Here is a 23826-nt window from a genome sequence, read left to right as displayed (position 1 = left end):
GTCAATCCGCTAGGGTGGTGTTGCTAATCTCCATGCCTCGCCAAGGCAATAAAGGGGCGATCTGCACCCCGACTCTTCTCATGCTCCCGCTTTATATCACTGCATGCTCGTTCGGAGTGACCTGATAGTTTGCTGACTCACCACCAACACACCAGTTTCTCCCCCATCAGGCCGAGCAGAAAAAGGCCAGGTTCACTCATACCTTGCCGCTTCCCAGGCGTGTATCGCCTGCTTACGGGTCTCGCCCCAGTGATAGCCGCCGAGTTTGCCGTTTTGCTGGATGACTCTGTGGCAGGGGATCATCAAGGCGACGGGGTTGGCGCCCACCGCCAGCCCCACGGCGCGGGCGGCCTTGGGGTTGCCGACGGCGCTTGCCACCTGGGCGTAGCTCACCACCTTGGCGGGCGGGATCTGCAGCAGCGCCCGCCAGACGCTGATCTGAAAGTTGGTGCCGCTCACGTGCAGCGAGATAGGGCGGTCCGGCGCCTTGCTGCTGTCGAACATGGTGTGGATGACCCCCTGGGTGCGTGACGGCGACTCCCTCAGTTCTGCCTCTGGCCAGTTGTGGGCGAGGGTGGTCAGCGGCGTCTGTGGGGCCTGCTCATCGAGAAACGAGAAGTTGCATACCCCCCGCGGGGTCAGGGCGACGAACGCCTGGCCGAAGGGGGTGTCGTGCACCCCGTGATCGATGACCAGCCCGGCCCCGCGTTGCTTGTACTCGCCCGGCGTCACCGCTTCGAGCTGCACGAAGTGATCGTAGAGCCGCGAGCCGCTGCTCAGGCCCAGGGTATCGGCCACCTCCAGTAGCGGGCGCGACTCCTGCAGCAGCGCCTTGGCCCGCTCCAGGGTCAGCACCTGCAGATAGCGTTTGGGCGTCACCCCGGCCCAGCGGCTGAACAGCCGCTGGAAGTGAAAGGGGCTTAAGTGAACGTGCGCCGCTATCTCGTCCAGGGTGGGCTGGCGCGCCACCTGGCTGGCGATAAAACGGATGGCATCGGCGATACGGGCGTAATCAGACATAAGGCGCTCTCACGATGGGTTTGCAGCCGCAGGATCTTGGGTGCGACAAGGTCATGTGCGACAAATAGATACCCCACCATCGGCCAGCAGGGCAATGCCGGTGGTAAAGCTGGATGCATCGGAGGCGAGATAAAGGGCCGAGCGGGCGATCTCCTCCGGTTGAGCCAGCCGTTTGAGGGCATGCATATTCTGCACAAAGGCGAGGCTTTCCGGGGTATCGGTAAAGGCCCGTCCCATGGGGGTGTCGGTGCCCCCCGGCAGCAGGGCGTTGACCCGCACCCCTTGTGCCCCATATTCGGCAGCCAGCACCTGGGTCAGGCCAATCAGGCCGGCTTTGCTCGCGGCATAGGCCGCCATGCCGGGCAGCCCCAGGGTATGGCCGACGAAGGTGGAGGTAAAGATAAGCGAGCCGCCGCCGCGTGCCTGCATGGCGGGGATCTGGTATTTGGCCCCCACAAAGGCGCTGGTGAGGTTGGTATCCAGCGTCTCCTGCCACTGCGCCAGTTCAAGCGCCGGCACGCTGCCCGGTGTCCCCGTGGTGCCTGCGTTGTTGAAGGCGATATCGAGTCCGCCGAAACGGGTCAGCGCGAGATCCACCAGGGCGCGGGCGTAAGATTCGCTTTTCACGTCTCCCGCCAGGCTCACCGCCTGGCCCCCCTCATGGCGGATCTCCTCCACCAGCAGATCCAGCTCGCTCTGGCGGCGGGCGCCGACGACGATGCGGGCCCCCTCCCGGGCAAACAGGATGGCGCTGGCGCGGCCGATGCCGGAGCTGGCGCCGGTGATGATGGCGACCTTGTTGGACAGTGATGACATGGCAGTTCCCTCGCAGATGTGTTGTGCGGGCGCACAGGGTTGGCAGTGGGTTGGAGCCTCAGCGGGTTCGACCCACTCTGGTTTGACTCCGCTCAGACCCCACTATGGCAACCGGCCCTCGCTGGCACGACCCGGATCTTGCTCTCTTTGCCCCCCTATCACGGCACCGTGCGCCGGTGCAGACCCTTGCGGCAACAAAACAGGGGATCTTCGGCCGTCATTCTCTATAATGCCCCCTCTTTTTTGACTGCCGGTTTGACTGCCGGGCCAACAACCGGTAGCGCCGTTGGCCGCGAGTCGGCCACCCGATAGAGACGATGTCATGCATACTCTGGAACAGCTGCGCGCAGGTGAACTCTGCGGCGCCCGCCACCTCAAACTCGCCGAAAACCTGGCGGTGTTCCCGCCCGAGATCCTGGCTCTCAAAGAGACGCTGGAGGTGCTGGATCTCACTGGCAACCAGTTGAGTCGGCTGCCTGACGAGCTGGCCGAGTTCAGCAAGCTGCGCATTATTTTCTGCTCCGAGAACCGCTTTACCGAGCTGCCCGAGGTGCTGGGGCGCTGCCCGGCGCTCACCATGGTGGGCTTCAAGGCCAACAAGATCGCCACGGTTCCCGCCAAGTCGCTGCCGGCGGGGCTGCGCTGGCTGATCCTGACCGACAACGCCATCGAGCAGTTGCCCGATGAGTTGGGTCAGTGCGGCGCCCTGCAAAAGCTGATGCTCTCGGGCAATCGCCTGCGCGAGCTGCCGGCAACCCTGGCCAACTGCCAGCGTCTGGAGCTGGTGCGCATCGCCGCCAACCGGCTCGAGGCGCTCCCGGATTGGCTGGCGAACTTGCCGCACCTTGCCTGGCTGGCGTATGCGGGCAACCCCTTCAGCGACAAGCAGGAGCAGCGGCTGGGCCAGTGCGCCTCGGTGGCCGACATCCCGTGGGCTGCGCTGACGGTGGGCGAGCTGTTGGGGCAGGGGGCATCCGGCGTCATCCATCGCGCCGAGCTGGCCACGCCGGCGGGGCCGCGGGCGGTGGCGGTCAAGTGTTTCAAGGGGGCGGTGACCAGTGATGGGTTGCCCCGCTGCGAGCTGGCGGTGTCGCTGGCGGCCGGCCGTCATCTCCATCTGGTCGGGGTCGAGGGGCGGGTGGGCGATCACCCCTCCGGCATCCCGGCGCTGGTGATGGCGCTGATAGACCCTGATTTTATCAACCTGGCGGGGCCGCCGAGCCTGGACTCCTGCACCCGCGACATCTACCCGGCCGATGCCCGCTTTACCCCGGCTGCGCTGCTGGCCATGGCGCAGGGGGTGGCGAGCGCCGCGCTGCATCTGCACGGGCGCGGCATTCTGCACGGCGATCTCTACGCCCACAACATGCTGCACTCCTCGCAAGGGGAGGGGCGGCTGCTGCTCGGGGATTTCGGCGCCGCCTCCTGTTATGAGCGAACCGATGGCGAGCTGGCCGGCTTGCTGGAGCGGCTGGAAGTGAGGGCCTTCGGCTGCCTGCTGGAAGAGCTGCTGGCCCGCTGCGCTCCCCGTGACAACAGGCTGGATGCCCTGCATGTGCTGGTGGATGACTGTCTCGCCGAGGTAGTGGCGACGCGCCCAGATTTTACCGAGATTGCCGCTAGGCTAGCTGCGGTGGCGGCGGTCATCTTTGCCGAGCCAGTTTTGCTCTGATCCGGCTCGCCCTGCCGTCGCGGTGGCAAGCAGGCGCAAAGCAGGCGAGCAAGAGCCGGAGTGGATGACAAAAAGATGTCAAAAGGGGGCCTTCGGGCCCTTTTTTGTTTCGCCGTGCTTTTTTGGGCAAAAATTGCGGCTGCCGCCTTGTTGGTGCTTGCGCACAGCGGGCTAAGTTGTGATATTGAGGCATCTTTACATGACAGGGGTGACAGGATGGAAGCGGCTTTTTGGCATCAGCGTTGGGAAGAGAACCGGATCGGCTTTCATCAGGCGGATTTCAATCGCTGGCTGCAATCCTGGTGGTCGGCCCAGCAGCAGGGCGAGCCCGTGCTGGTGCCCCTGTGCGGCAAGTCCCGCGACATGCTCTGGCTGAGCGGGCAGGGCCATCCGGTCGACGGGTTCGAGCTCTCGTCCGTCGCCATCAACAGCTTTTTCAGCGAGAACAAACTGAGTGAAACGGTGAGTGCCGAGGGGCCCTATCAGTGCCATCAGCACGACAGCCTGCGCATTTATGAGGGGGATTTTTTCGCCGCCCCCGAACTTGGCCGTCGCTATCGGTTGGCTTACGACAGGGCCGCTCTCATTGCCCTGCCGACCGCCATGCGCCGTCAATATGCCGAGCTGATGAGCCGGCTTATCGAGGCGGGCGGTCAGATCCTGCTGGTGACTTTGGAGTATCAGCCGGAGCAGCAGCGCCAGCCGCCGTTCTCGGTGGGGGAGATGGAGGTGCGCACCCTGTTCGAGCGCCACTTCCAGGTAGAGGTGCTGGGGCGAGCGGCCGAGCTCGATCACCCCAGGGTGCTGTCGGGCCAGCTCTCCTACTTCGACGAGGTGGCATACCGGCTGGTCCGCCGTCCAGAGGCCTGACCAAAAGCGTGACCTGAGGCCATAAAACTCGCCATAAAGCTGCAGCTGGTTGACTCTTTATTACCTCCTTTGACATAGATCAACGTGACAAGGGAGGGGAGTGCCTAAGATGAGCCTGTTTCTCAATCACTGTTGTCATCGGCAGGCGCGCTCTGGTTTGGGACTGCCCGCCGACCATCAACTCAGTGTCTGATTTTCACGCTCATGTTCACTTTTGGCGGCTCTGGTCGCAATTGATTATGGTTTTTCCAGCCGACCCCACGGGGTCGGCTTTTTATTGGCTACAAGAAGGGAAACAGGCGGCCTGATCAGGCCTCGAAGGTGGCGGCATTGAGCCGAAACGCCCGCGGGTCGTCGATAAACTGGCCGGTGATGCGCTCGTCGTGCTCGTGGCCCTGACCATAGCTGCAGAGGATCAGCCGATCCGACGTTCTCGATCTCAGCTGGGTGATAAAGCGTACCAGATCGGCGCGGCTCAGGTTGCCCACCTCCTCGCACACCCTTTCGCGCTGATCAAAGCCCAGATCCTTGTTGCCGATGCTGACCCACAGCCGCTGGCCCCGACTGCGCAGGTTGGCATCCCGCTCGCTCAGCTGGGCCTGCAGGCCCGCCTTGCTGTCCTGCCACTGACGGGCGGTGAGCTCGAGCATGGCCAGCGGAAACAGGTCGATGAACTCCTCCACCGCATCCAGCAGGATCTGCGGCCCGGCCACCGGCGACTGAATGTAGAAGATGAGGCCGGGATGGCGATTGAGGGGCAGGTTGCCGGCCCCCACCACGTAACCGAGCTGCTGACGGGTGCGCAGCTCGTGAAAGAAGGTGGAGGACATGATGTGGTTGGCCAGGGTGAAGCAGGCCAGATCCCGCGCCCGGGTGGTGCGGGACTGGTAGTAGACCAGCAGGGCCGAGTCTTCATGCTCACAGCCCTGTTCACGAATGAGGGTGCCCCTGTCCTGAATGGAGATGAGCGGGCGGCGGGTCTCGGCACTGGGCTGGCTGTTGACGCCGAGGTGGCGCTCCAGCAGGGCGGCGAGCTCGAGGGCCTCGGCGGCGGTCCAGTCGCCGTGCACCAGGGTCTCTACGTGCACCTCGGCAAAGAGGCTCGCCACGAAGGCGGGCATTTCGCCCAGCTCGACGCTGCGCAGGTGGCGCAGCAACTGCTCGAACGGCGGGTTGTTGGGCTGCAGCAGGCTGGTGAGCTGGTTGAACAGCTGGGAGATGGGGCGCGCCTTGGACTGGTTGTCCCAGTTGCGGATGAGCTGCTCCTTGATTTCGGCAAAGCGGGCCGGATCCGGGTAACCCAGGGTGCGGTTGCCGAGTATCATGTCGAGCAGCAGCGGCTGCTTGTCGGCAAAGCCGCTCAGGTTGATGGTAAAGCCGCCCTGGTGGGCATAGATCTGATAACCGAGCCCCGCCAGCTCCGCCGGGTAGGTGAGGGCGTTGAGGTGGTCGGTGAGCAGCTCCACCGCGAGGCGTGCCATGGCGATGTGGCGCGGGCTCTTGACCGCATGCTCGCTGTCGATGGAGATGTAGAGGTTGCCTTTGGGCACGCTGAACTGATGCTCATGCAGGTGCCAGAGCCGAAAGCCGGGCCGATCGATGAGGCAGGCGGGCATGTCGGCGGCAAGCTCGGGCGTGCGCACGTCGAGCCGGTTGCTGATAAAGGGGTTGGGCAGCGGCAGGGCCAGCGCCGGATCCGGCTCGCTCTGCTGCCAGCGGATCTTCTCCGCCTCGGTGATGGTGGTCACGCTGTAGGGAGTCTGATACCAGCGGGCCAGCCGGTCCGTGCCGAGCTCCGGCGCCGTGATGGTCAGGCGCAGGTTGTGGGGGGTGAGCTTGGCGAGCAGGCGGCGAATGAGCGGCTCGTCGTATGCGCGCATCATGTAGTCGCCGTAGAGCAGGTCATCGGGGGCGTAGCTGAACAGGTTCAACACCAGTCCGGAGACGGTATCGAGTGCCCGGCCCCGCTCCTGAAAACGAAACGCCGATTCGAGCACGGTGCGTTTCTCGTCATAGCGCCAGGCTTCCACTCCGCCGCGCTCGATGAGCTTCAAGTAACCGAACAGGGCCGTCACTATCTCGTTGACGTGCTCAAGCCCGAGCGGAGTCAGCCCGAAGTTGACGCCAAAATCCTTGAAGTTGGCGCCGCTGATGCCACCGCCGGCGGAAAGCTGGTTGACCCAGCCCTTCGCTTTCAGCAGAGAGAGCAGGCTGCCGTCCCCTTCGTAGCCGATGAGGTGGCTCAGGAAGGTGAGGGGCTTCTTGTCGTAATACTCATCCACGTTGGGCAGCGGGAAGGTGAGCGCGAGCTTGCGGGTCTCCTTGACCGGGTTGATCTGGATGCGAATGCCCAGGTCATCGAGCCGGTAGAGGGGCATGTCGAGGGTCGGCGTTCCCAGATTGCGATTCAAAATGGGAGCGAAAAAGCGATCGCACCAACCCAGCTGGGTCTCGATGGCGGCAGGAGAGATCATCACCAGCGCCATGCGATCCGCGCTGTAGTGGGTTTCGTAAAACCGGATAAGGTCGGAGCGCAGATCCCGGCCGGGCAGATCGGCCAGGGTATCCAGGTTGCCCACCGAGAATTTGGCGAAGGGGTGGGCGGGATTGACCGTCTCTTTGTGCACCTGGTAGCTGCGGCGCACGTCGTCCTGCAGCTTGAGGCGGTATTCGGAGTCGACCGCGTTGCGTTCCTTGTCCACCCACTCGGGATCGAAGGTGGGGCAGATGAAGAACTGGGAGAAGCGATCCAGCCCAGCCTCGAAGAAGCCGTTGTCAATTTCGAAGAAGAAGTTGGTGAACTCGGTGCCGGTCCAGGCGTTGTTGCTGCCGCCATGACGGCTCATAAATTGCTGGTATTCACCAGGTTTGGGATAGGTGCAGGTGCCAAGGAACAGCATATGCTCAAGGAAATGAGCCATCCCCTGTCGGTCCGCCGGATCGTCGAAGTGGCCGGTGTTGACGGCCAGGGAGGCGGCGGACTTGTCGGTGTCGGGATCGCAGATCAACAAGACCCTGAGCCGGTTCGCCAGCTCCAGATAGTGGTATTGCCGATGGTCGTTGGGACTGGCATATGGGCTCATTGGCGCGTGACTCTTGTTGGATTTATTTGAATTTAAACATGATTATCGACCCCGCTACCCGGTGAGGCAAACCCTTTTCTGAGAGGTAGCGCAATTGTTTCCCCCGGCATGGCGGGGTAAGATCCCCCCGCTATCAAAACAGGCCCGTTGGGCGAGGTTGTAATGAAAATCTACATCATGCGTCATGGCCAGGCTGGCATGAATGCGAAAACAGATGAACAGCGTCCACTGACCGAGCAGGGAATCGAAGAGTCCATCCACATGGCCCGCTGGCTGGCCCCCCAGCTTGGCGGCAAGCTGGATCGGGTGATCCACAGCAACTACCTGCGCGCCAGACAAACCTGGCAGAGCATATGCAGTGAATTACCCAAGGCAGGGGCCGTCGAAGAGAGTGGTGACATCACCCCTTATGGCGATCCGGCCTTCGTGGCGAGCTACCTCACCACGCTGGCGGCTCAGCATGACAGCATCCTGATGGTGAGCCACCTGCCGCTGGTGGGATACCTGGTGCAGAGCCTCTGTCCGGCGGCCGGTGCCCCCATGTTTGCCACCTCGGGCCTGGCCTGTATCGAGTGGCAGGATGGCAAGGGGGTCTTGCTCTGGTTGGAAGGACCACATACAATACGCTAAAAGTTAATAAAAAGTTATAGATTGGTTTTTTGGGGAAGAGAGTTGCGATTTTTCCGGATTTTTATACAGATTTGACGGAATTATTTCGCAGAAGCTGCTGTCATACGGATACAACTGCAAGAGGTTGCAAACGATGAGAGTATTCAAGAAGTACCTGCCACTGATGGTGGCAAAACATGTCAAAACCTTCTTCAAGGGGCGGATTTACATCCACGGCAGAGGACGCTTCGACTTCCAGTCCGGCTTGCTGATGATGCCCACGTCGGCGGACATTCCCCACCGCCAGACCGTGGTCGAGGTCAACGCGTTGATCTCGAGACTGCACATGGATGCGGCGTGATAGCTTCGTCACCTCGCTGATCCGCGTCATGCCCGCCACCGTGCGGGCATGATTGTTTTTGGGGCCATTCCGGCCTCTTTGGCGCTGTTCGGTTCCCCTTTTTGTCAGGCAATCCACCCCGGACGGCCTGATGCTTGCTAATCCTGCCGGCCTCCCTATACTCCCGCCTGAAATACCCGCTGGCTTTTTCTGGATATAGCGATGCCCCTTGCCTTCTTGTTTCCCTTCTCCTGCATGGCCATCTGGGCCGGCAACGCCATCGTCAGCAAATTGGCGGTGGGGGTACTCTCGCCTGCGGCGCTGGCCTGGTCACGCTGGATGGTGGCCGCCATCGTGCTGACCCCGTTTCTGGCCCATCGGGCCTGGCGCGAGCGAGCCAAACTGCGGGCCGGCTTCTATCAGCTGGCGGCGCTGGCCCTGCTTGGCATGGTGCTCAACCAGACCTTCGGCTACTACGCGGCGCAGACCCTGGGGGCCACCGAGATCGGCCTGATGATGGGGCTGACGCCGTTGATGACTGTGCTGCTCAGCATCTGGTTGCTGCGCGAACGTCCCACCTGGGGGGCGCTGCTAGGCGGCGTCATCTCCATTCTGGGACTGGCCATTTTGCTGGGGCAGGGGGATCCCGCTCGCCTCTTTACTCAGGGCATCCACATCGGCTCCGTCTACATGCTGCTGTCGGCGGGCACCTATGCGCTCTACAGCGTGCTGCTCAAGAAGTGGGATCTGGGGCTCGACAACTGGTCCATGCTCTACGGCCAGGTACTCTGCAGCCTGCTGTTCCTCACCCCGTTTTATCTGCTGGTGGATGGACACTGGCCGGACGGGCGGGCGCTCTGGCTGATCCTCTATGCGGGGATCCCGACCTCAGCCTTGTCCCCCTGGCTCTGGATGCAGGGTATCGCTCTGCTCGGGGCAAGCCGTACCGCCATCTTCATGAACCTGTTGCCGGTGATGACAGCGGGTCTGGCCATCAGCTGGCTCGGCGAGAGATTGACCAGCTACCACCTGATCGGCGGTGGCATGACCTTGTTTGGGGTCTTGCTGGCCCAGCTGCTGGTACAACCTGTGGTGCTGCGCCGGCGCAGGGTGGCGCTGGCAGCTTGCCGGGAGGATTGAAAAAAAGACCGCCGAATGGCGGTCTTTTTTATGCGGGATATCTAGCCTCACTGCGCGGTGAGGTAGAGATCCTTCGAATAGACCAGATCCTGCGGGTTCTGGTAGGGGTAGCCCTTGATGTTGGGCTTGAGCAGGCGGGACTTGACGTAGAAGTAGACCGGGGCGATGGGGGCGTCGGCCTCGATCACCGCTTCCGCCTGTTGATAGAGGCGGTTGCGCTCGGCGCCATCCTGCGAGTCGTGGGCCTTGCTCAGCAGGGCGTCGTACTCCTTGTTGAACCACTTGCCGCTGTTGGCGCTACTGCTGGAGGTCAGGATATCGAGGAAAGTGGAGGCATCGTTGTAGTCCCCGTTCCAGGAGTAGCGACTGACCCCGAAATCCCCTTCGTTGAGGGCCGAGACCATGGTTTTCCACTCCATGTTGTTGAGTTTGGCCTGGACACCCAGGTTGTGCTTCCACATGGAGGAGATGGCCAGCGCTATCTTCTTGTGCCCCTCGTTGGTGTTGTAGAGGATGTCCACCGTCAGCGGCTTGTCCGGGCCGTAGCCCGCCTCGCCGAGCAGCGCCTTGGCCTGCTTGATCCGCTCCTCCTTGCTCATCAGCTCACTGGCTGGTCGCTTGAGCTCGAAGCCGTCGACGATGGGCGGGGTCAGGCTGAAGGCAGAGATCTGACCCTGTCCCAGGATCTTCTCGGTGATGGTGTCCCTGTCGATGGCAAGCGACAGCGCCTTGCGCACCTTGGGGTCATCGAACGGTTTGCGCTGGGTGTTGAACACGTAGTAGTAGGTGGCCAGGGTCGGCACGCTCACCAGCTCCTGCGGGCTCTGCTGCTTGAGCTGCTTGTACTGCTCGAGCGGGTAGCTGGTGTAGTGCAGCTCGCCGGCGCGGTAGCGGTTGTAGGCGGCGGTGTCGGAGACGATCTCCAGATAGAGCACCTTGTTCAGCACCGTATTCTTGTTGTCCCAGTAATGGGGGTTGCGCTCGGCGATGAGGCGTTCGTTGGGGGTCCACTCCTTGAGCACGAAGGCCCCGTTGGAGACGATGTTGCCCGGCTTGACCCACTCATGACCGAACTTCTCGATGGTCGCCTTCGGCGCCGGGAAGGTGGTGTAGTGGGAGAGGGTCTTCAGGAAGAAGGGGACCGGGTTTTTCAGGGTGATCTGCAGGGTATGGGCATCGAGCGCCTTGATACCCAGCGTATCCGGGCTCTGCTTGCCCTGGATGACCTCGGCGGCATTGGTGACGCCGGTCAGCTCGATGAACCAGGCGTAGTTGGAGGCGTTCTTGGGATCCGCCGCCCGCTGCCAGCCATAGACGTAATCGGCTGCCGTCACCGGCTCGCCGTTGGACCACTTGGCATCGGGTCTGAGCTTGAAGGTGTAGACGGTGCCGGTGGGATCGAGCTGGTAACCCAGGGCGCCGGCAGGTTGCAGCTTGCCGTCCCCGTCCAGGGTGTAGAGCCCCTCGAACAGATCGTTGACGATTTCGCTGCCCGCGCTCTCTTCCACCATCTGGGGATCGATGGAGGCGGGTTCGGTACCTATGTTGCGGATGAAGGTTTGCTGTTCTGCGGGTAACAGCTTGGTACCGACCGGTACCTGGGCCGCCAGGACGGGGAGTGCGAACAGAGCGGCCACCGTGCCGGCAATGAGAGTCCTTTTCATTGAATATCCTTATGTTTTTTTGCTTCCAAAGCCTGGCCAGTGTGCGGGATTGATGGCGAGATCTCAAGAGGCAGACCGGTCTCCTTTGGCATGCGCCCCAGATAGGGGGCAGAGCGGGGATCTTGGCGCCTTCATGGCAACATCTTCGTGATTTTTTGCCACGAATTAACATTCTAAAAGTTACCGATTGAAACCAGTTTATGGCGAGCGTCGGGCAGAAAAAATGGCGGAAATGCGCATTTATCAAGCGGCTTAATTCGCTGCAAAAACAAAAAACAGACGTTACATTAGGTTACAAAACAACGCTGCCGAGGATCGGCACTTTTTTTGCTGATGCTTGCAAACGTTTTCAATGCCAACGGAAACGATCTTAAAGGAACCATAATGCGAAACATGATCACCATGGGCGAGTTCATCGTCAAAAAGCAGGCGGATTATCCCACTGCGACCGGCGAGCTGACCTCTCTGCTCAGCTCCATTCGCCTGGCTGCCAAGGTGGTGAACCGGGAGATCAACAAGGCGGGGCTGGCGGACATCATCGGCTCCATGGGTGCTGAAAACGTGCAGGGCGAGGTACAGCAGAAGCTGGACGTCTACGCCAACGAGCGCTTCAAGGCGGCGCTGGAAGCCCGTGGCGAGGTGTGCGGCATGGCCTCCGAAGAGGAGGAGGATTTCGTCTCCTTCGATTCCGAGCTCTCCCGCCACTCCAAGTACGTGGTGCTGATAGATCCCCTCGACGGCTCCTCCAACATCGACGTCAACGTCTCCGTCGGGACCATCTTCTCCATCTATCGCCGGGTCAGCAAGCCGGGTGCCGGCGTCACCCTGGAAGACTTCCTGCAGCCGGGCAACCGCCAGGTCGCCGCCGGTTACGTGGTCTATGGCTCCTCCACCATGCTGGTCTACACCACCGGTTTTGGCGTCAACGGCTTTACCTACGACCCCTCCATCGGCTGCTTCTGCCTCTCCCACGAGAACATCCGCATTCCGGAAGAGGGCAAGATCTACTCCATCAACGAGGGCAACTACATCAAGTTCCCGGACGGGGTGAAGAAGTACCTCAAATATTGCCAGGAGCGGGACGAGGCGACCCACCGTCCTTACACCTCTCGCTATATCGGTTCTCTGGTCTCCGACTTTCACCGCAACCTGCTCAAGGGTGGCATCTACATCTATCCGTCCGGCACCAACTCGCCGAACGGCAAGCTGCGCCTGCTCTATGAGTGCAACCCCATGGCGTTTCTGGTGGAGCAGGCGGGTGGCAGAGCCTCCGACGGCTTCAACCGCATCATGGATATCCAGCCCACCGCGCTGCACCAGCGCACCCCCTATTTCGTGGGCTCCACCAAGATGGTGGAACGGGCCGAGGCCTTCATGCGGGAGTTCTCCGCGCACGAGAACCCGGCCGAGCAGGCTTGACCGCTTGTGTCACGGGATAAAAAACGGGAGCCAATATGGCTCCCGTTTTATTTGGGTGAGTGGCTAGCCGCTCAAGGAATGCCACCTCAGGGGCTGGCGTGGCTGGCGAGATCCGCCAGCAGACCATCCACCAGTTTGAGGCGCATGGCCCGATCCTGGGTCGGCACCTGGAAGCGAAGCCGGGTCGGCCCGTCCATCTTGTAGATGCGCGGCTGCTCGGAGAGCAGCTTGACCAGATAGGCAGGGTTGACCTTGGTTTCCTGGGTAAAGTCCAGATAGCCGCCGCGCTCGCTCATCTCCACCCGGCGAATGCCCAGCGCCGTGGCGCGCTGGCGGAAGGCGGCCAGTTCCATCAGGGTTTTGGTTGGTTCCGGCAGCAGGCCGAAGCGGTCGATGAGCTCCACTTTGAGTTCGCGCAGCTCCTGCTCGTCCGCCGCGCTGGCGATCCGTTTGTACATGGAGAGCCGCATGTTGACGTCCGGGATGTAGTCGTCCGGGAGCAAGGCAGGTAGGCGCAGCTCCACCTCGGTGTGCTGGCTCATGAGCTGTTCGAGCGACGGCTCCTTGCCATGTTTGAGCGCCTCCACCGCCTGCTCCAGCATCTCCATGTAGAGGGTGAAGCCGACCGATTCGATCTGGCCGCTCTGATCGTCGCCCAGCAGCTCGCCGGCGCCGCGGATCTCCAGATCGTGGGTGGCGAGCGCAAAGCCGGCGCCGAGATCTTCGAGCGACGCGATGGCCTCCAGCCGCTTGGCCGCGTCCTTGGTCATCAGCTTGGGATGAGGGGTGAGCAGGTAGGCATAGGCCTGGTGGTGGGAGCGGCCGACCCGGCCCCGCAGCTGGTGCAGCTGGGCCAGGCCCAGATGATCCGCCCGGTCCATGATAATGGTGTTGGCGCTCGGCACGTCGATGCCGGTCTCGATGATGGTGGTGCAGACCAGCAGGTTGAAGCGCTGGTGGTAGAAATCCGACATCACCCGCTCGAGCTCGCGCTCGCGCATCTGGCCGTGGGCGATACCGATGCGCGCCTCCGGCACCAGCTCGGCAAGATCCGCCGCGCACTTCTCGATGCTCTCCACGTCGTTGTGCAGGTAGTAGACCTGGCCGCCGCGCTTCAATTCCCGCAGCACCGCCTCGCGCACCACCGCCGGCTCATGCTGGCGCACGAAGGTCTTGATGGCCAGGCGCTTGGCGGGTGGGGTGGCGATGATGGAGAGATCCCGCATGCCGGACATCGCCATGTTGAGGGTACGCGGAATGGGGGTGGCGGTGAGGGTGAGGATATCCACGTCGGCGCGCAGCGCCTTGATCTTCTCCTTCTGGCGCACACCGAAGCGATGCTCCTCGTCGACGATGAGCAGGCCGAGATCCTTGAAGGTGAGCTCGGCGCCCAGCAGCTTGTGGGTGCCGATGATGATGTCCACCTTGCCCTCGGCCATCTCCTTCATCACCGCGCTCTGCTCCTTGGCGGAGCGGAAGCGGCTCAGCACCTCCACCCGCACCGGCCAGTTGGCGAAGCGGTCGCGGAAGTTGTCGTAGTGCTGCTGGGCGAGCAGGGTAGTGGGCACCAGCACGGCCACCTGCTTGCCGCCGTGCACGGCCACAAAGGCCGCCCGCATCGCCACCTCGGTCTTGCCAAAGCCCACGTCGCCGCACACCAGCCGATCCATGCTCTTGGCCTGGCACATGTCGCCGAGCACAGCATTGATGGCGTTGAGCTGATCCTCGGTCTCCTCGAACGGGAAGCCGGCGGCAAACTGGCGATAGGCCTCGCGGTCGTGCTTGAAGGCAAAGCCGGCGCGGGCCGCGCGGTGGGCATAGACATCGAGCAGCTCGGCCGCCACGTCGCGCACCTTCTCGGCCGCCTTGCGCCGCGCCTTGACCCAGGCCTCGCCGCCGAGCTTGTGGCTGGGCGGGTTGTCGGATCCTGTATAGCGGCTGATGAGGTGCAGGCTGGTGACCGGCACGAACAGCTTGTCGCCACCGGCGTATTCGAGGGTCAGAAACTCGGTGGGCAGGCCGCCGGCGTCGATGGTTTCCAGCCCCAGATAGCGGCCGACCCCGTGATCGAGATGTACCACCGGCTGACCCTGGGTCAGCTCGCCCAGGTTTCGGATCACCGCATCGGAGCTTAAATTCTTGCTCTTCTCCCGTTGCCGTTTGCTGCGGATCTTGCCGCCCAGCAGTTCGGTCTCGGTGATGAGCGCCAGCTCCTCTTGCCCCGGCTCTCGCAGCAAGAAACCGCGTTCGAGCGGTGCCACCAACAAGCCGTGGCGGGCCTTGCTGGTGATGAAGGCATCCAGCGAGGCGAACTCCTTGGGTTGCAGCGCGATGCGCGCCAGCAGATCCCCCAGCACCTCGCGCCGCCCCTCGGACTCCACCGCAAACAAGGTGCGGCCGGCAAAACCTTGCAGGAACTGGCTGAGGGCCAGCAGCGGCTGCTCCTTGCTGTGATCGAGCTGAAGATCCGGTAGCGCCGAGAGGGGCAGGTCGTGCTGGCCGGCATCACCGGCGGTGGGGGCCTCCTGCAGCCGTACGGCCGCGTACTGACCCAGAGCGGCAAACAGCTGCTCCACCGGCAGGTAGATCTGCTGGGGTGGCAGCAGGGGACGAGTATTGTCCCAGCGCCTGTCTTCATAGCGCTGGCCGATGTCGTTCCAGAAGCGCTGGGCGGCAGGGTAGATCTCCCCCACGGTCAGCAGCAGGGTGTTGTCCGGCAGGTGATCAAACAGGCTGGCGGTCTGCTGGAAGAAGAGCGGCAGATAGTACTCGATGCCTGCCGGCCAGCGTCCCTTGCTCACCTCCTGATAGATGGAGCCCTCGGCGCGGGAGATCTCGAACTGTTCGCGATACTGGCCGCGAAACAGCTCGATGGCCGCTTCATCGGTGGGAAACTCCCGGGCCGGCAACAGGCTGACGCTCTTGACCGGCTCGCTGGAGCGCTGGGTCTCGGGGTCGAACGGGCGGATGGAGTCCACCTCGTCGTCGAAAAAATCGATGCGATAGGGGCTGCTGCTGCCCATGGGGAAGAGATCGAGCAGGGAGCCGCGGGCGGCAAATTCGCCGTGCTCCAGCACCTGTTCTACCGCCACATAGCCCGCCTCGGCGAGACGCGCGCGCAGCTGCTGCAGGTTGAGGCGCTGACCGCTCTTCACCATCAGGCTGTATTTGTCGAGATAGACCCGGGGCGCCGTGCGCAGCATCAGGGTGGAGATGGGCACGATCAACACGCCGCTGCTCATCTGCGGCAGCTTGTAGAGGGTCTCGAGCCGCTGGGAGATGATGTCCTGATGGGGGGAGAAGGTGTCGTAGGGCAGGGTTTCCCAATCCGGGAACAGCAGCACCGGGCAGCCCTTGTCGGCCAAGAGGTACTGCAGTTCCTGTTCGAGGCGCAGGGCACTCGGGGTATCGGCGGTCACCAGCAGGACGGGGCGATGAGCCTCCTCGGTGAGGCGGGCGGCCATCAGCGAGAGGCTGCTGCCTGTCAGCTGGCCGAGCGTTAACTTTTGGCCCGCCTTGGCGGGCAAGGCGGGGAGCTTCATTGGCATCATTCGATTCTTTTAACGTTGACGGTCTTGCGCACGAAGTTTGAGTTGTTTGGACTGGATATGCAGGCTGGCGCGTACCAGCAGTTCGCGGTCATCCTCGCGGATCCGCACATAGTCGAGCACCACCTGGATGCCGTGCTCGCTCGGCTCCAGCTGCTTGACCTGGCCGTAGCAGTAGATGGCGGAGGCCTCTTCGCGCAGGAAGATCTTGAGCCGCACGATCTGGTGCAGGTGCGGTGCCTCGCCGTGGCCCTGGCGCGGGTGCAGATAGGTGAGCTGGCCGGCGCCAAAGCGCAGGGTGTGGAAGCGGTGCTCCGGGTGATCCTGCACCGACAGCACATAGCCCATGATCATGTCGATCTTGCGCGACTGTTGGTTGATGATCTCCACCAGATCGTGCATCGACTCACTCTGGTTGCGGAGCAGGCGGCTGGTTACCATGTCGATGGAGGTGATGGAGGAGGCGATGCGAAAGGGTTCGGGCAGCTCGGCTTCCAGTGCCTCCAGCGAGGGCAGGTGAAAATCGCCGGGCATGGGGATCACATTGACCGGCGTGGCATGAGTGACACTGAAGAACTGTTCCTGCATGGAGGCTATCCCTTGTTGTCATAGACGGTTTCCCTTTATTATCCGGTATCTTATTTTGTTGGCAACGTAGATATCCTTGAAGACTGGACTTTTTCAGCCACTGTCGCTGGCCATCGGCCTGCGTTACGCAGGCTCGCGACGCAGCAATCGCTTCGTGTCATTTATCTCCCTGTTTTCCACTTTCGGCATTGCCATCGGGGTCGCGGCCCTGATGGTGGTCATCTCGGTGATGAACGGTTTTGAAGGGCAGCTCAAGGGGCGCATCCTCGGGGTGATCCCCCATGTGGTGGTGACCAGCCCGGCAGGGCGCATCGATGCCGCGCCGCAGGGGCTGCCGGACTTGGCCAGGTTGCCCCACGTGATCGCCCATGCCCCCATGCTCGACAGCGAAGGCATGTTGCAAAGCCCCGGTCAGCTCACCGGCGTGAGCGTGCAGGGGATCGATCCCGCCCAGTGGCCCAAGGATGACATCCTGCACGCCCAGATGCAGATGGGGCGTCTGGACAGCCTGCAAGCCGGCGAATACCACATAGTGCTGGGGCAGGGGGTGGCCAATCGTCTCAAGGTCTCCATGGGCGACCAGGTCCGTCTGATCCTGACCGAAGGCACCCGTTTCACCCCGTTTGGCCGGGTGCCGGCCCAGCGCCTCTTCACCGTCTCCGGCATCTTCGGGGTCGGCGCCGACGTGGACAGCCAGGTCGCCCTGATTGCGCTGGGAGATGCCCAGCGTCTGCTGCGCCTGCCTGCGGACAAGGTAGGCGGCATCCGCCTCTGGCTCGATGATCCCTTCGCCGCCGACGAGGTGGTGAAGACGGCGCTGCCGGACGGGCTGGAGTGGCAGGACTGGCGCCGCGAGCGCGGCGAGCTGTTCCAGGCGGTGGCCATGGAGAAGCGGATGATGGGTCTGATGCTGGTGCTGATCATCGCGGTCGCCACCTTCAACATCCTCTCCGCCCTGGTGATGGTGGTGACCGACAAGGAAGGGGAGGTCGCCATCCTGCGTACCATGGGCATGAGCGAGTCTGGCATCGTCAAGATCTTCATGGTGCTGGGGGCCTCCAGCGGCGTCATCGGCGCCCTGTTCGGGGGGCTGGCGGGGCTGGCACTCTCCATGGGGCTCAACCCCCTGCTCAATGCGGTGGGGCTCAACCTCTACATGACGGCCGGCGGCTCGGGCCTGCCGGTCATCGTCGAACCGGCCCAGGTCGTGACCATTTTGCTGGGCGCCGTGCTGCTCAGCTTCAGCGCCACCCTCTACCCGGCGGCCCGCGCGGCCCGGGTCAAACCGGCGGAGGCGCTGCGCTATGAATAATTCATCTTCTGTTGTTACAGGTGCAAGTGGAGCCCCCTTTATGAATCAATCCGTCTCCTGCGAGCCGCTGCTGCGCTGTCAGGCCCTCAACCATGTCTACAAAGAGGGCGATCTGGAGACCCAGGTACTCAAGGGCATCGATCTTAGCGTGGCGCCCGGCGAGATGCTGGCGGTGGTGGGCAGCTCGGGCTCCGGCAAGACCACCCTGCTGCACCTGATGGGGGCGCTCGACAACCCCTCCAGCGGCGCCGTGCTGTTCAAGGGGCAGGATATCCACCGCTGGGACAGCCGCACCCAGGCGAAGTTTCGCAACCAGGAGCTGGGGTTTGTCTACCAGTTCCACCACCTGCTCTCCGAATTCAGTGCGCTGGAAAATGCCGCCATGCCGCTGCTGATCGCCGGCGAGTCGGTGGCGAGCGCCACCGAGAAGGCGAGCAAGATGCTGGGGCGGGTAGGGCTCTCCCATCGTCTCAACCACAGACCGTCCGAGCTCTCCGGTGGTGAGCGCCAGCGGGTGGCCATCGCCCGCGCCCTGGTCAACGAACCCAGCCTGGTGCTGGCGGACGAGCCCACCGGCAACCTGGATCACGCCAGTGCCACCGCCGTCTATGAGCTGCTCTGCGAACTCAACCGCGAGCTCGGCACCGCGTTCGTGGTGGTGACCCACGACTTGAGCCTGGCGGCCAAGCTCCATCGCCGGGTGACCCTGGTGAGCGGCGTGATGGCGGAGGTCGCCTGATGTTCAAACCGCTGCCCCTGTTTCTGGGCCTGCGTTACAGCCGCTCCCGTCGTCGCAACGGCTTCATCGCCTTTATCTCCGCCTCCTCCCTCATCGGCATCGCTCTCGGGGTGATGGCGCTGATCCTGGGGCTCTCCGCCATGAACGGTTTTGAGCGGGAGCTCAAAAACAGGGTGCTCTCCGTGGTGCCCCACGGCGAGCTGATGGGGATGGAGGCGCCGCTCCCCAACTGGCCCAAACTGCGGGATTATCTGCTGGCCCAGCCTGGGGTGGAGGCTGCCGCCCCGGTGATCCGGCTCGACGGCCTGCTGGAGCACGGCAACGCCCTCAAGGGGCTGCAGGTGCGCGCCGTGCTGCCGGAGCTCGAGGCCAATCTCTCCGATGCGGGCAACTACATGACGGGGCGTGGTCTGCGCGAACTGCAAGCCGGCGAGCACGGTCTCATCCTCGGCAAGACCATCGCCGACAAGCTGGGGGTCAAGATAGGGGACACGGTCACCCTGCTGCTGCCTCAGGGGGGCGATGCCACCGGCATCAAGAACCCGAAGCGGGAGACCCTCAAGGTGGTGGGGCTGCTCGAGATCGGCGGCCAGCTCGATGGGGTGCTCGGTTTCATGCATCTGGCCGATGCCCAGGCCATCACCGGCATGGGTAGTGCGGTGGAGGGCTTCAGTCTCAAGGTGAAGGACGTGCTCAAGGCGCAGTCCATCACGGTGGCGGCCGCCCAGAAGTTTCCGCACTACGTCTACATCAGCAGCTGGATGAGCCGCCAGGGCTATCTCTATCAGGACATCCAGATGGTGCGCACCGTGATGTACGTGGTGATGCTGATGGTGGTGGCGGTGGCCTGTTTCAACATCGTCTCCACCCTGGTGATGGCGGTGAACGAGAAGCGCAGCGAGATCGCCATCTTGAAGACCATGGGGGCGAGCCCGGGCCAGATCCGGCTCACCTTCGTCATTCAGGGGATGGTGAACGGGGTGGCGGGCGCCTTGCTCGGCGCCCTGCTCGGCGGCCTGCTCTCCAGCAAGCTGACCCAGATCCTGAGCGCCATCGAAGGGGTGATCGGCCACCGTTTCCTCAATCCGGACATCTACTTCATCGACTTTCTGCCGACCGAGCTGCACATGCAGGACTTGCTCATCGTGACCGGCGCCGCCATCCTGATGAGCCTGGTGGCGACCCTTTACCCCGCCTGGCGGGCGAGCGGGCTGGTGCCGTCCCGCGAGTTGGGGCACTGATACGCGGCATCTTGTCTGCTGAGAAAAACGAAGGACCCGCCGGCGCAAACCGGCGGGTCCTTCTGTTTTGGAGGGCGCTGGCTGGCTTAGTGGGCGTTGAGTTCATCCAGCGGCAGCGAGAAGCTCGCCACGAAGATGTCGATGAAGTAGCGCATCTCGTCGCTCATCCGGGCGGCCAGCATCTGCTCGAGGCGCTTGCGCGCAGGCTCGAACTCCCGGTTGCCGGCGTTGATCTCCTCCAGGCACTTGGTATAGGCGCAGAGGGTGTCGGCATCCTTCACCAACCTGGCCAGCTCGCCGTCCTGGGCACCCGAGTCCAGCAGCGGGCGAAAATCCTCGACCAGCTCCGGCGGCAACATGCCGAGCAGGCGCTGCTCGGCCGCCAGCTCAATCTTCTTGTATTCGCGGGCAATCTCGGGATTGAAGTACTTGACCGGGGTGGGCAGATCGCCGGTCAGCACCTCGCTGCTGTCGTGATAAAGGGCCATCACGGCGGCGCGATCGGCATCCACACTGCCGCCAAAGAGCCGGTTTTTGATGAGGCCGAGGGCGTGGGCCACCATGGCCACCTGCAGGCTGTGCTCGGCGATGTTCTCGGGCTGGATGTTGCGCATCAGCGGCCAGCGGTAGATGAGCTTCATGCGGGCGAGATTGGCGAAGAAGTGGCTGGGCAGCATGGGGTACCTCAAAGATGGCAATGAAAAAGGGCAGACCCTAGTCTGCCCTTTTTTGCGGTCGGCGGCATCGCCCTTAACGAATATAGCGACCGGATTCGGCCTCCTGATTGGTGACGATCATCTGGCCGATGGGGGCCAGGCTGATGAGCGCCAGCTTGAGGTGCTGAATGCCGAACGGGATGCCGATGATGGTGACGAAGCAGGCCAGCGCCGAGGCGATGTGGCCGATGGCCAGCCAGATCCCGATCAGCACGAACCAGATGATGTTGCCAATCAGCCCCATGGTGCCGGTGCCCATGTCGCTCAGCCCCGTCATGGTCTTGCGGTTGACTGCCTGCTTGCCAAACGGGAAGAAGGTGAAGGTGCCGATGACGAAGCAGGCGCGTCCCCAGGGGATGCCGATGAGGGAGATGAAACAGAGCAGTCCGGCCAGCCACCAGGCCAGCCCCATGAAGACGCCTCCCAGTACGAACCAGAGCAGATTGAACAAGAAGCGGAAAAAGGCCATGTCGGTGACTCCAGACTTATCAAGATGGCTGCCACCATAACGAGCGATGGTCATGGACGCAATGGTTGAAGGGGCGGGGCGGACAATTTGGGTCGCAGCCTGCACGCCGCGGCCGGTCTGCCGGCTGATGAGCTGAAAAAGTAGGCTCTTGCACGAAAAAAGGTGAGCAAGTGCAAATTCTTGCAGTCTGCATCCTTGAAGTCGGGCTCGGTTTTCCCCATATAAGGGGCAGTTTTGCGCGAATTGTGCCATTGCCAGCCCGGTTTGGGGACGTGTGGCTCGACTCGATCAAAGTGCGCCGCTATAATGTCGCGTCATATTTTCTCATCACAAAGACAGTCGTTGTCTTTATAAACAGGAAGACTCCGGGCTTTGCCCAGGGGCAATAAAGGGTCAGCACGCAGTGCTGAGTTGAACGAGGTAGAAGAATGCAAGTTTCTGTAGAGACAACCCAGGGTCTGGAACGCCGTCTTACCATCACCGTACCGGCCGCTACCGTTGACGCCGCCGTGCGCAAAGAATTGAACGGCCTGGCCAAAACCCGTCGCATCGACGGTTTCCGTCCTGGCAAGGCTCCGGTTGCCATCATCAAGAAAATGTTCGGCGCCATGGCTCATGCTCGCGTTGCTGACGAAATGATGCAGAGCAACTTCATCAAGGCCATCATCGACAACAAACTGAGCCCGGCCGGTGCCCCGACCATGGATCCGAAAGAGATCAAAGAAGGTCAGGATTTCGAATTCACCGCCACTTTCGAAGTGTATCCGGAGTTCGAAGTTGCCGGTCTGGAGACCATCAAGGTCGAGAAGCCGGTTGCTACCGTGAAGGATGAAGATCTGGCCAACATGATCGACACCCTGCGCAAGCAGCACGCGACCTGGAGCGAAGTGGACGCCGCCGCTGCCGATGGCATGCGTGTGACCATGGACTTCGTTGGTTCCATCGACGGTGAAGAGTTCGACGGCGGCAAGGCCGAAGGCTTCAACCTGGTGCTGGGCGCCGGCCGCATGATCCCTGGCTTCGAAGACGCCATCATGGGCAAGAAAGCAGGCGACGAGTTCACCATCGACGTGACCTTCCCGGCTGACTACCACGCTGAAAACCTGAAAGGCAAAGCTGCCAAGTTCGCTTCCAAGCTGAACAAGGTGGAAGAGCAGATCCTGCCTGAGCTGACCGAAGAGTTCGTCAAGCGTTTCGGCATCGAGAGCGGCAGCGTTGAAGAGCTGAAAGCCGAAGTGCGCAAGAACATGGAGCGCGAACTGGCTCAAGCCCTGAAAAACAGCGTGAAAGAGCAGGTGCTGAATGGCCTGGTTGAAGCCAACCAGATCGATCTGCCGAAGGCTGCCGTTGCTCAGGAAATCGATGCCCTGCGTCAGCAGGCGCTGCAGCGTTTCGGCGGCTTCCAGGGCGGCAACGCACCTGAACTGCCGGCCGAGCTGTTCCAGGCCCAGGCCGAGCGTCGCGTACGCGTAGGTCTGCTGCTGGGCGACGTGATCCGTACCAACGAGATCAAAGCTGACGACGCCCGCGTCAACAGCATCATCGAATCCATGGCCACTGCCTACGAAGATCCGAAGGAAGTGATCGAGTACTACCAGAAGAACGAGCAGATGCTAAACGGCGTTCGCAACCTGGCGGTAGAAGATCAAGCCATCGACCTGATCCTCTCCAAGGCCCAGGTGACCGAGAAAGAAGTTGCATTTGACGAAGTGATCAACAAGTCCGGTGCCGCTGCCTAAGAACATTTGACTTAAGGTCAAGACTGTTAAGTATAATGGCTCGTGTGATCTCCACTCGGGCCATTTTATTTTAGGGACAATGCCTTATGTACAAGAACTATAACGATGTGACTGAATCCCCACGCAATGCGCTCATCCCGATGGTGGTAGAGCAAACCGCGAAAGGGGAGCGTTCCTACGACATCTATTCTCGTCTGCTGAAGGAGCGGGTGATCTTCCTGACCGGTCAGGTCGAAGATCACATGGCGAATCTGGTGGTGGCTCAGCTGCTGTTCCTGGAGTCCGAAAATCCGGATCAGGACATCAGCATCTACATCAACTCTCCGGGTGGGGCCGTCACGGCCGGCATGTCCATTTATGACACCATGCAGTTCATCAAGCCGGACGTCAGCACTGTGTGCATGGGGCAGGCCTGCTCCATGGGCGCCTTCCTGCTGGCCGGTGGTGCCAAGGGCAAGCGTTTCTGCCTGCCCAATGCCCGCGTGATGATCCACCAGCCGCTGGGCGGTTTCCAGGGCCAGGCATCTGACATCCAGATCCACGCCCAGGAGATCCTGAAGATCAAGAATACCCTGAACGAGCGTCTTGCCTTCCATACCGGACAGGACATGGCCACCATCGAGCGTGACACCGACCGTGACAACTTCATGTCGGCCGAGCAGGCCGTGGCCTATGGTCTGGTTGATGGTGTCCTGAGCCGCCGCGGCTGAGCCACGAGCTAGCCCGTACCATCATTGAGGACATCATCTGATTTGGTGATGCCCTCAATCGGCAGATCAGGCATGGGCAGGGTGTTCCGGACTGTTGTAAACTCAACAGGACAATCCATCCTCTATTGATA

Annotated in this window: 19 protein-coding genes; 11 read left to right on the top strand and 8 right to left on the bottom strand. The window is 62.1% G+C overall.

All coding sequences use genetic code 11. From position 1 onward, the window contains the following. Positions 1-192: 192 nt before the first annotated feature. Both ACB031_RS03170 and ACB031_RS03165 read right to left on the bottom strand, forming a co-directional pair. On the bottom strand, positions 193-1020 hold the full coding sequence (locus ACB031_RS03170) for a bifunctional transcriptional activator/DNA repair enzyme AdaA (RefSeq protein ID WP_371138982.1): 828 nt from the start codon (positions 1018-1020) through the stop codon (positions 193-195). 51 nt (positions 1021-1071) lie between these two features. Then, a complete protein-coding gene (locus ACB031_RS03165; RefSeq protein WP_026140893.1) occupies positions 1072-1836 on the bottom strand; it encodes an SDR family oxidoreductase in 765 nt (254 codons plus the stop codon). A gap of 322 nt (positions 1837-2158) precedes the next feature. Here ACB031_RS03165 and ACB031_RS03160 point away from each other — a divergent pair, with 322 nt between their 5' ends. Both ACB031_RS03160 and ACB031_RS03155 read left to right on the top strand, forming a co-directional pair. Next, the gene (locus tag ACB031_RS03160; protein ID WP_371138981.1) at positions 2159-3508 is read left to right on the top strand and encodes a leucine-rich repeat-containing protein kinase family protein; all 1350 of its coding nucleotides are present in this window, start codon (positions 2159-2161) and stop codon (positions 3506-3508) included. A gap of 216 nt (positions 3509-3724) precedes the next feature. Continuing rightward, positions 3725-4378, top strand: coding sequence for a thiopurine S-methyltransferase (locus tag ACB031_RS03155; RefSeq protein WP_017781387.1), 654 nt, complete (start codon positions 3725-3727; stop codon positions 4376-4378). Positions 4379-4686: 308 nt separating this feature from the next. Here ACB031_RS03155 and ACB031_RS03150 read toward each other — a convergent pair whose 3' ends face one another. Further along, positions 4687-7461, bottom strand: a complete 2775-nt coding sequence (locus ACB031_RS03150; protein WP_017781388.1) for an insulinase family protein — start codon at positions 7459-7461, stop codon at positions 4687-4689. 162 nt (positions 7462-7623) lie between these two features. Between ACB031_RS03150 and sixA the strand changes: the two genes are divergently transcribed. The 3 genes from sixA to ACB031_RS03135 all read left to right on the top strand — a co-directional run bounded on the left by sixA (position 7624) and on the right by ACB031_RS03135 (position 9550). Continuing rightward, complete coding sequence (gene sixA, locus ACB031_RS03145; protein ID WP_124250784.1) at positions 7624-8091, top strand: phosphohistidine phosphatase SixA; 468 nt, start codon at positions 7624-7626, stop codon at positions 8089-8091. A gap of 133 nt (positions 8092-8224) precedes the next feature. Then, entirely contained in the window at positions 8225-8431 is a 207-nt protein-coding gene (locus ACB031_RS03140; RefSeq protein WP_005301545.1) for a DUF1107 domain-containing protein, read from the top strand. Positions 8432-8632: 201 nt separating this feature from the next. Then, on the top strand, positions 8633-9550 hold the full coding sequence (locus tag ACB031_RS03135; protein WP_024943077.1) for a DMT family transporter: 918 nt from the start codon (positions 8633-8635) through the stop codon (positions 9548-9550). Positions 9551-9597: 47 nt separating this feature from the next. Here the strand turns inward: ACB031_RS03135 and ACB031_RS03130 are convergent, their stop codons facing one another. Continuing rightward, a complete protein-coding gene (locus ACB031_RS03130; protein ID WP_267996848.1) occupies positions 9598-11214 on the bottom strand; it encodes a peptide ABC transporter substrate-binding protein in 1617 nt (538 codons plus the stop codon). Between the two features lie 384 nt (positions 11215-11598). Here ACB031_RS03130 and fbp point away from each other — a divergent pair, with 384 nt between their 5' ends. Then, complete coding sequence (gene fbp, locus ACB031_RS03125) at positions 11599-12633, top strand: class 1 fructose-bisphosphatase (protein WP_017781392.1); 1035 nt, start codon at positions 11599-11601, stop codon at positions 12631-12633. An 86-nt stretch (positions 12634-12719) separates the two neighbouring features. Here the strand turns inward: fbp and mfd are convergent, their stop codons facing one another. Continuing rightward, entirely contained in the window at positions 12720-16184 is a 3465-nt protein-coding gene (gene mfd / locus ACB031_RS03120; protein ID WP_371138980.1) for a transcription-repair coupling factor, read from the bottom strand. A 9-nt stretch (positions 16185-16193) separates the two neighbouring features. After that, complete coding sequence (locus tag ACB031_RS03115) at positions 16194-16769, bottom strand: hypothetical protein (RefSeq protein WP_017786892.1); 576 nt, start codon at positions 16767-16769, stop codon at positions 16194-16196. Between the two features lie 76 nt (positions 16770-16845). On the opposite strand from ACB031_RS03115, the gene ACB031_RS03110 reads away from it, so the two are divergent. Genes ACB031_RS03110 through lolE form a run of 3 tightly spaced genes read left to right on the top strand, consistent with a single transcriptional unit; the run spans position 16846 to position 20061 of the window. Next, positions 16846-18081 carry a lipoprotein-releasing ABC transporter permease subunit gene (locus tag ACB031_RS03110; RefSeq protein WP_005301533.1) on the top strand — a complete coding sequence of 412 codons (1236 nt, stop codon included), beginning with the start codon at positions 16846-16848 and terminating at the stop codon, positions 18079-18081. Between the two features lie 40 nt (positions 18082-18121). Continuing rightward, positions 18122-18820, top strand: a complete 699-nt coding sequence (lolD, locus tag ACB031_RS03105) for a lipoprotein-releasing ABC transporter ATP-binding protein LolD (RefSeq protein WP_005301532.1) — start codon at positions 18122-18124, stop codon at positions 18818-18820. Then, positions 18820-20061 carry a lipoprotein-releasing ABC transporter permease subunit LolE gene (gene lolE / locus ACB031_RS03100; protein WP_244366432.1) on the top strand — a complete coding sequence of 414 codons (1242 nt, stop codon included), beginning with the start codon at positions 18820-18822 and terminating at the stop codon, positions 20059-20061. Before lolD ends, lolE begins: the two co-directional genes overlap by 1 nt. 86 nt (positions 20062-20147) lie before the next feature. Here the strand turns inward: lolE and yfbR are convergent, their stop codons facing one another. Together yfbR and ACB031_RS03090 are read right to left on the bottom strand one after the other, a co-directional pair. After that, a complete protein-coding gene (gene yfbR / locus ACB031_RS03095; protein ID WP_010633794.1) occupies positions 20148-20738 on the bottom strand; it encodes a 5'-deoxynucleotidase in 591 nt (196 codons plus the stop codon). Between the two features lie 73 nt (positions 20739-20811). Continuing rightward, positions 20812-21246, bottom strand: a complete 435-nt coding sequence (locus ACB031_RS03090; RefSeq protein ID WP_005301529.1) for a YccF domain-containing protein — start codon at positions 21244-21246, stop codon at positions 20812-20814. Positions 21247-21674: 428 nt separating this feature from the next. On the opposite strand from ACB031_RS03090, the gene tig reads away from it, so the two are divergent. Beyond that, on the top strand, positions 21675-22985 hold the full coding sequence (gene tig / locus ACB031_RS03085) for a trigger factor (RefSeq protein WP_005301527.1): 1311 nt from the start codon (positions 21675-21677) through the stop codon (positions 22983-22985). 86 nt (positions 22986-23071) lie between these two features. Beyond that, complete coding sequence (gene clpP / locus ACB031_RS03080) at positions 23072-23695, top strand: ATP-dependent Clp endopeptidase proteolytic subunit ClpP (protein WP_005301526.1); 624 nt, start codon at positions 23072-23074, stop codon at positions 23693-23695. Positions 23696-23826 lie beyond the last annotated feature (131 nt).

Source organism: Aeromonas sp. S8(2024) (assembly GCF_041403085.1).
GTDB classification, from domain to species: Bacteria; Pseudomonadota; Gammaproteobacteria; order Enterobacterales; family Aeromonadaceae; genus Aeromonas; species Aeromonas dhakensis.
Note: the sequence above shows the minus strand (reverse complement) of the source record. Positions and strands in the feature narration are given on the sequence as shown.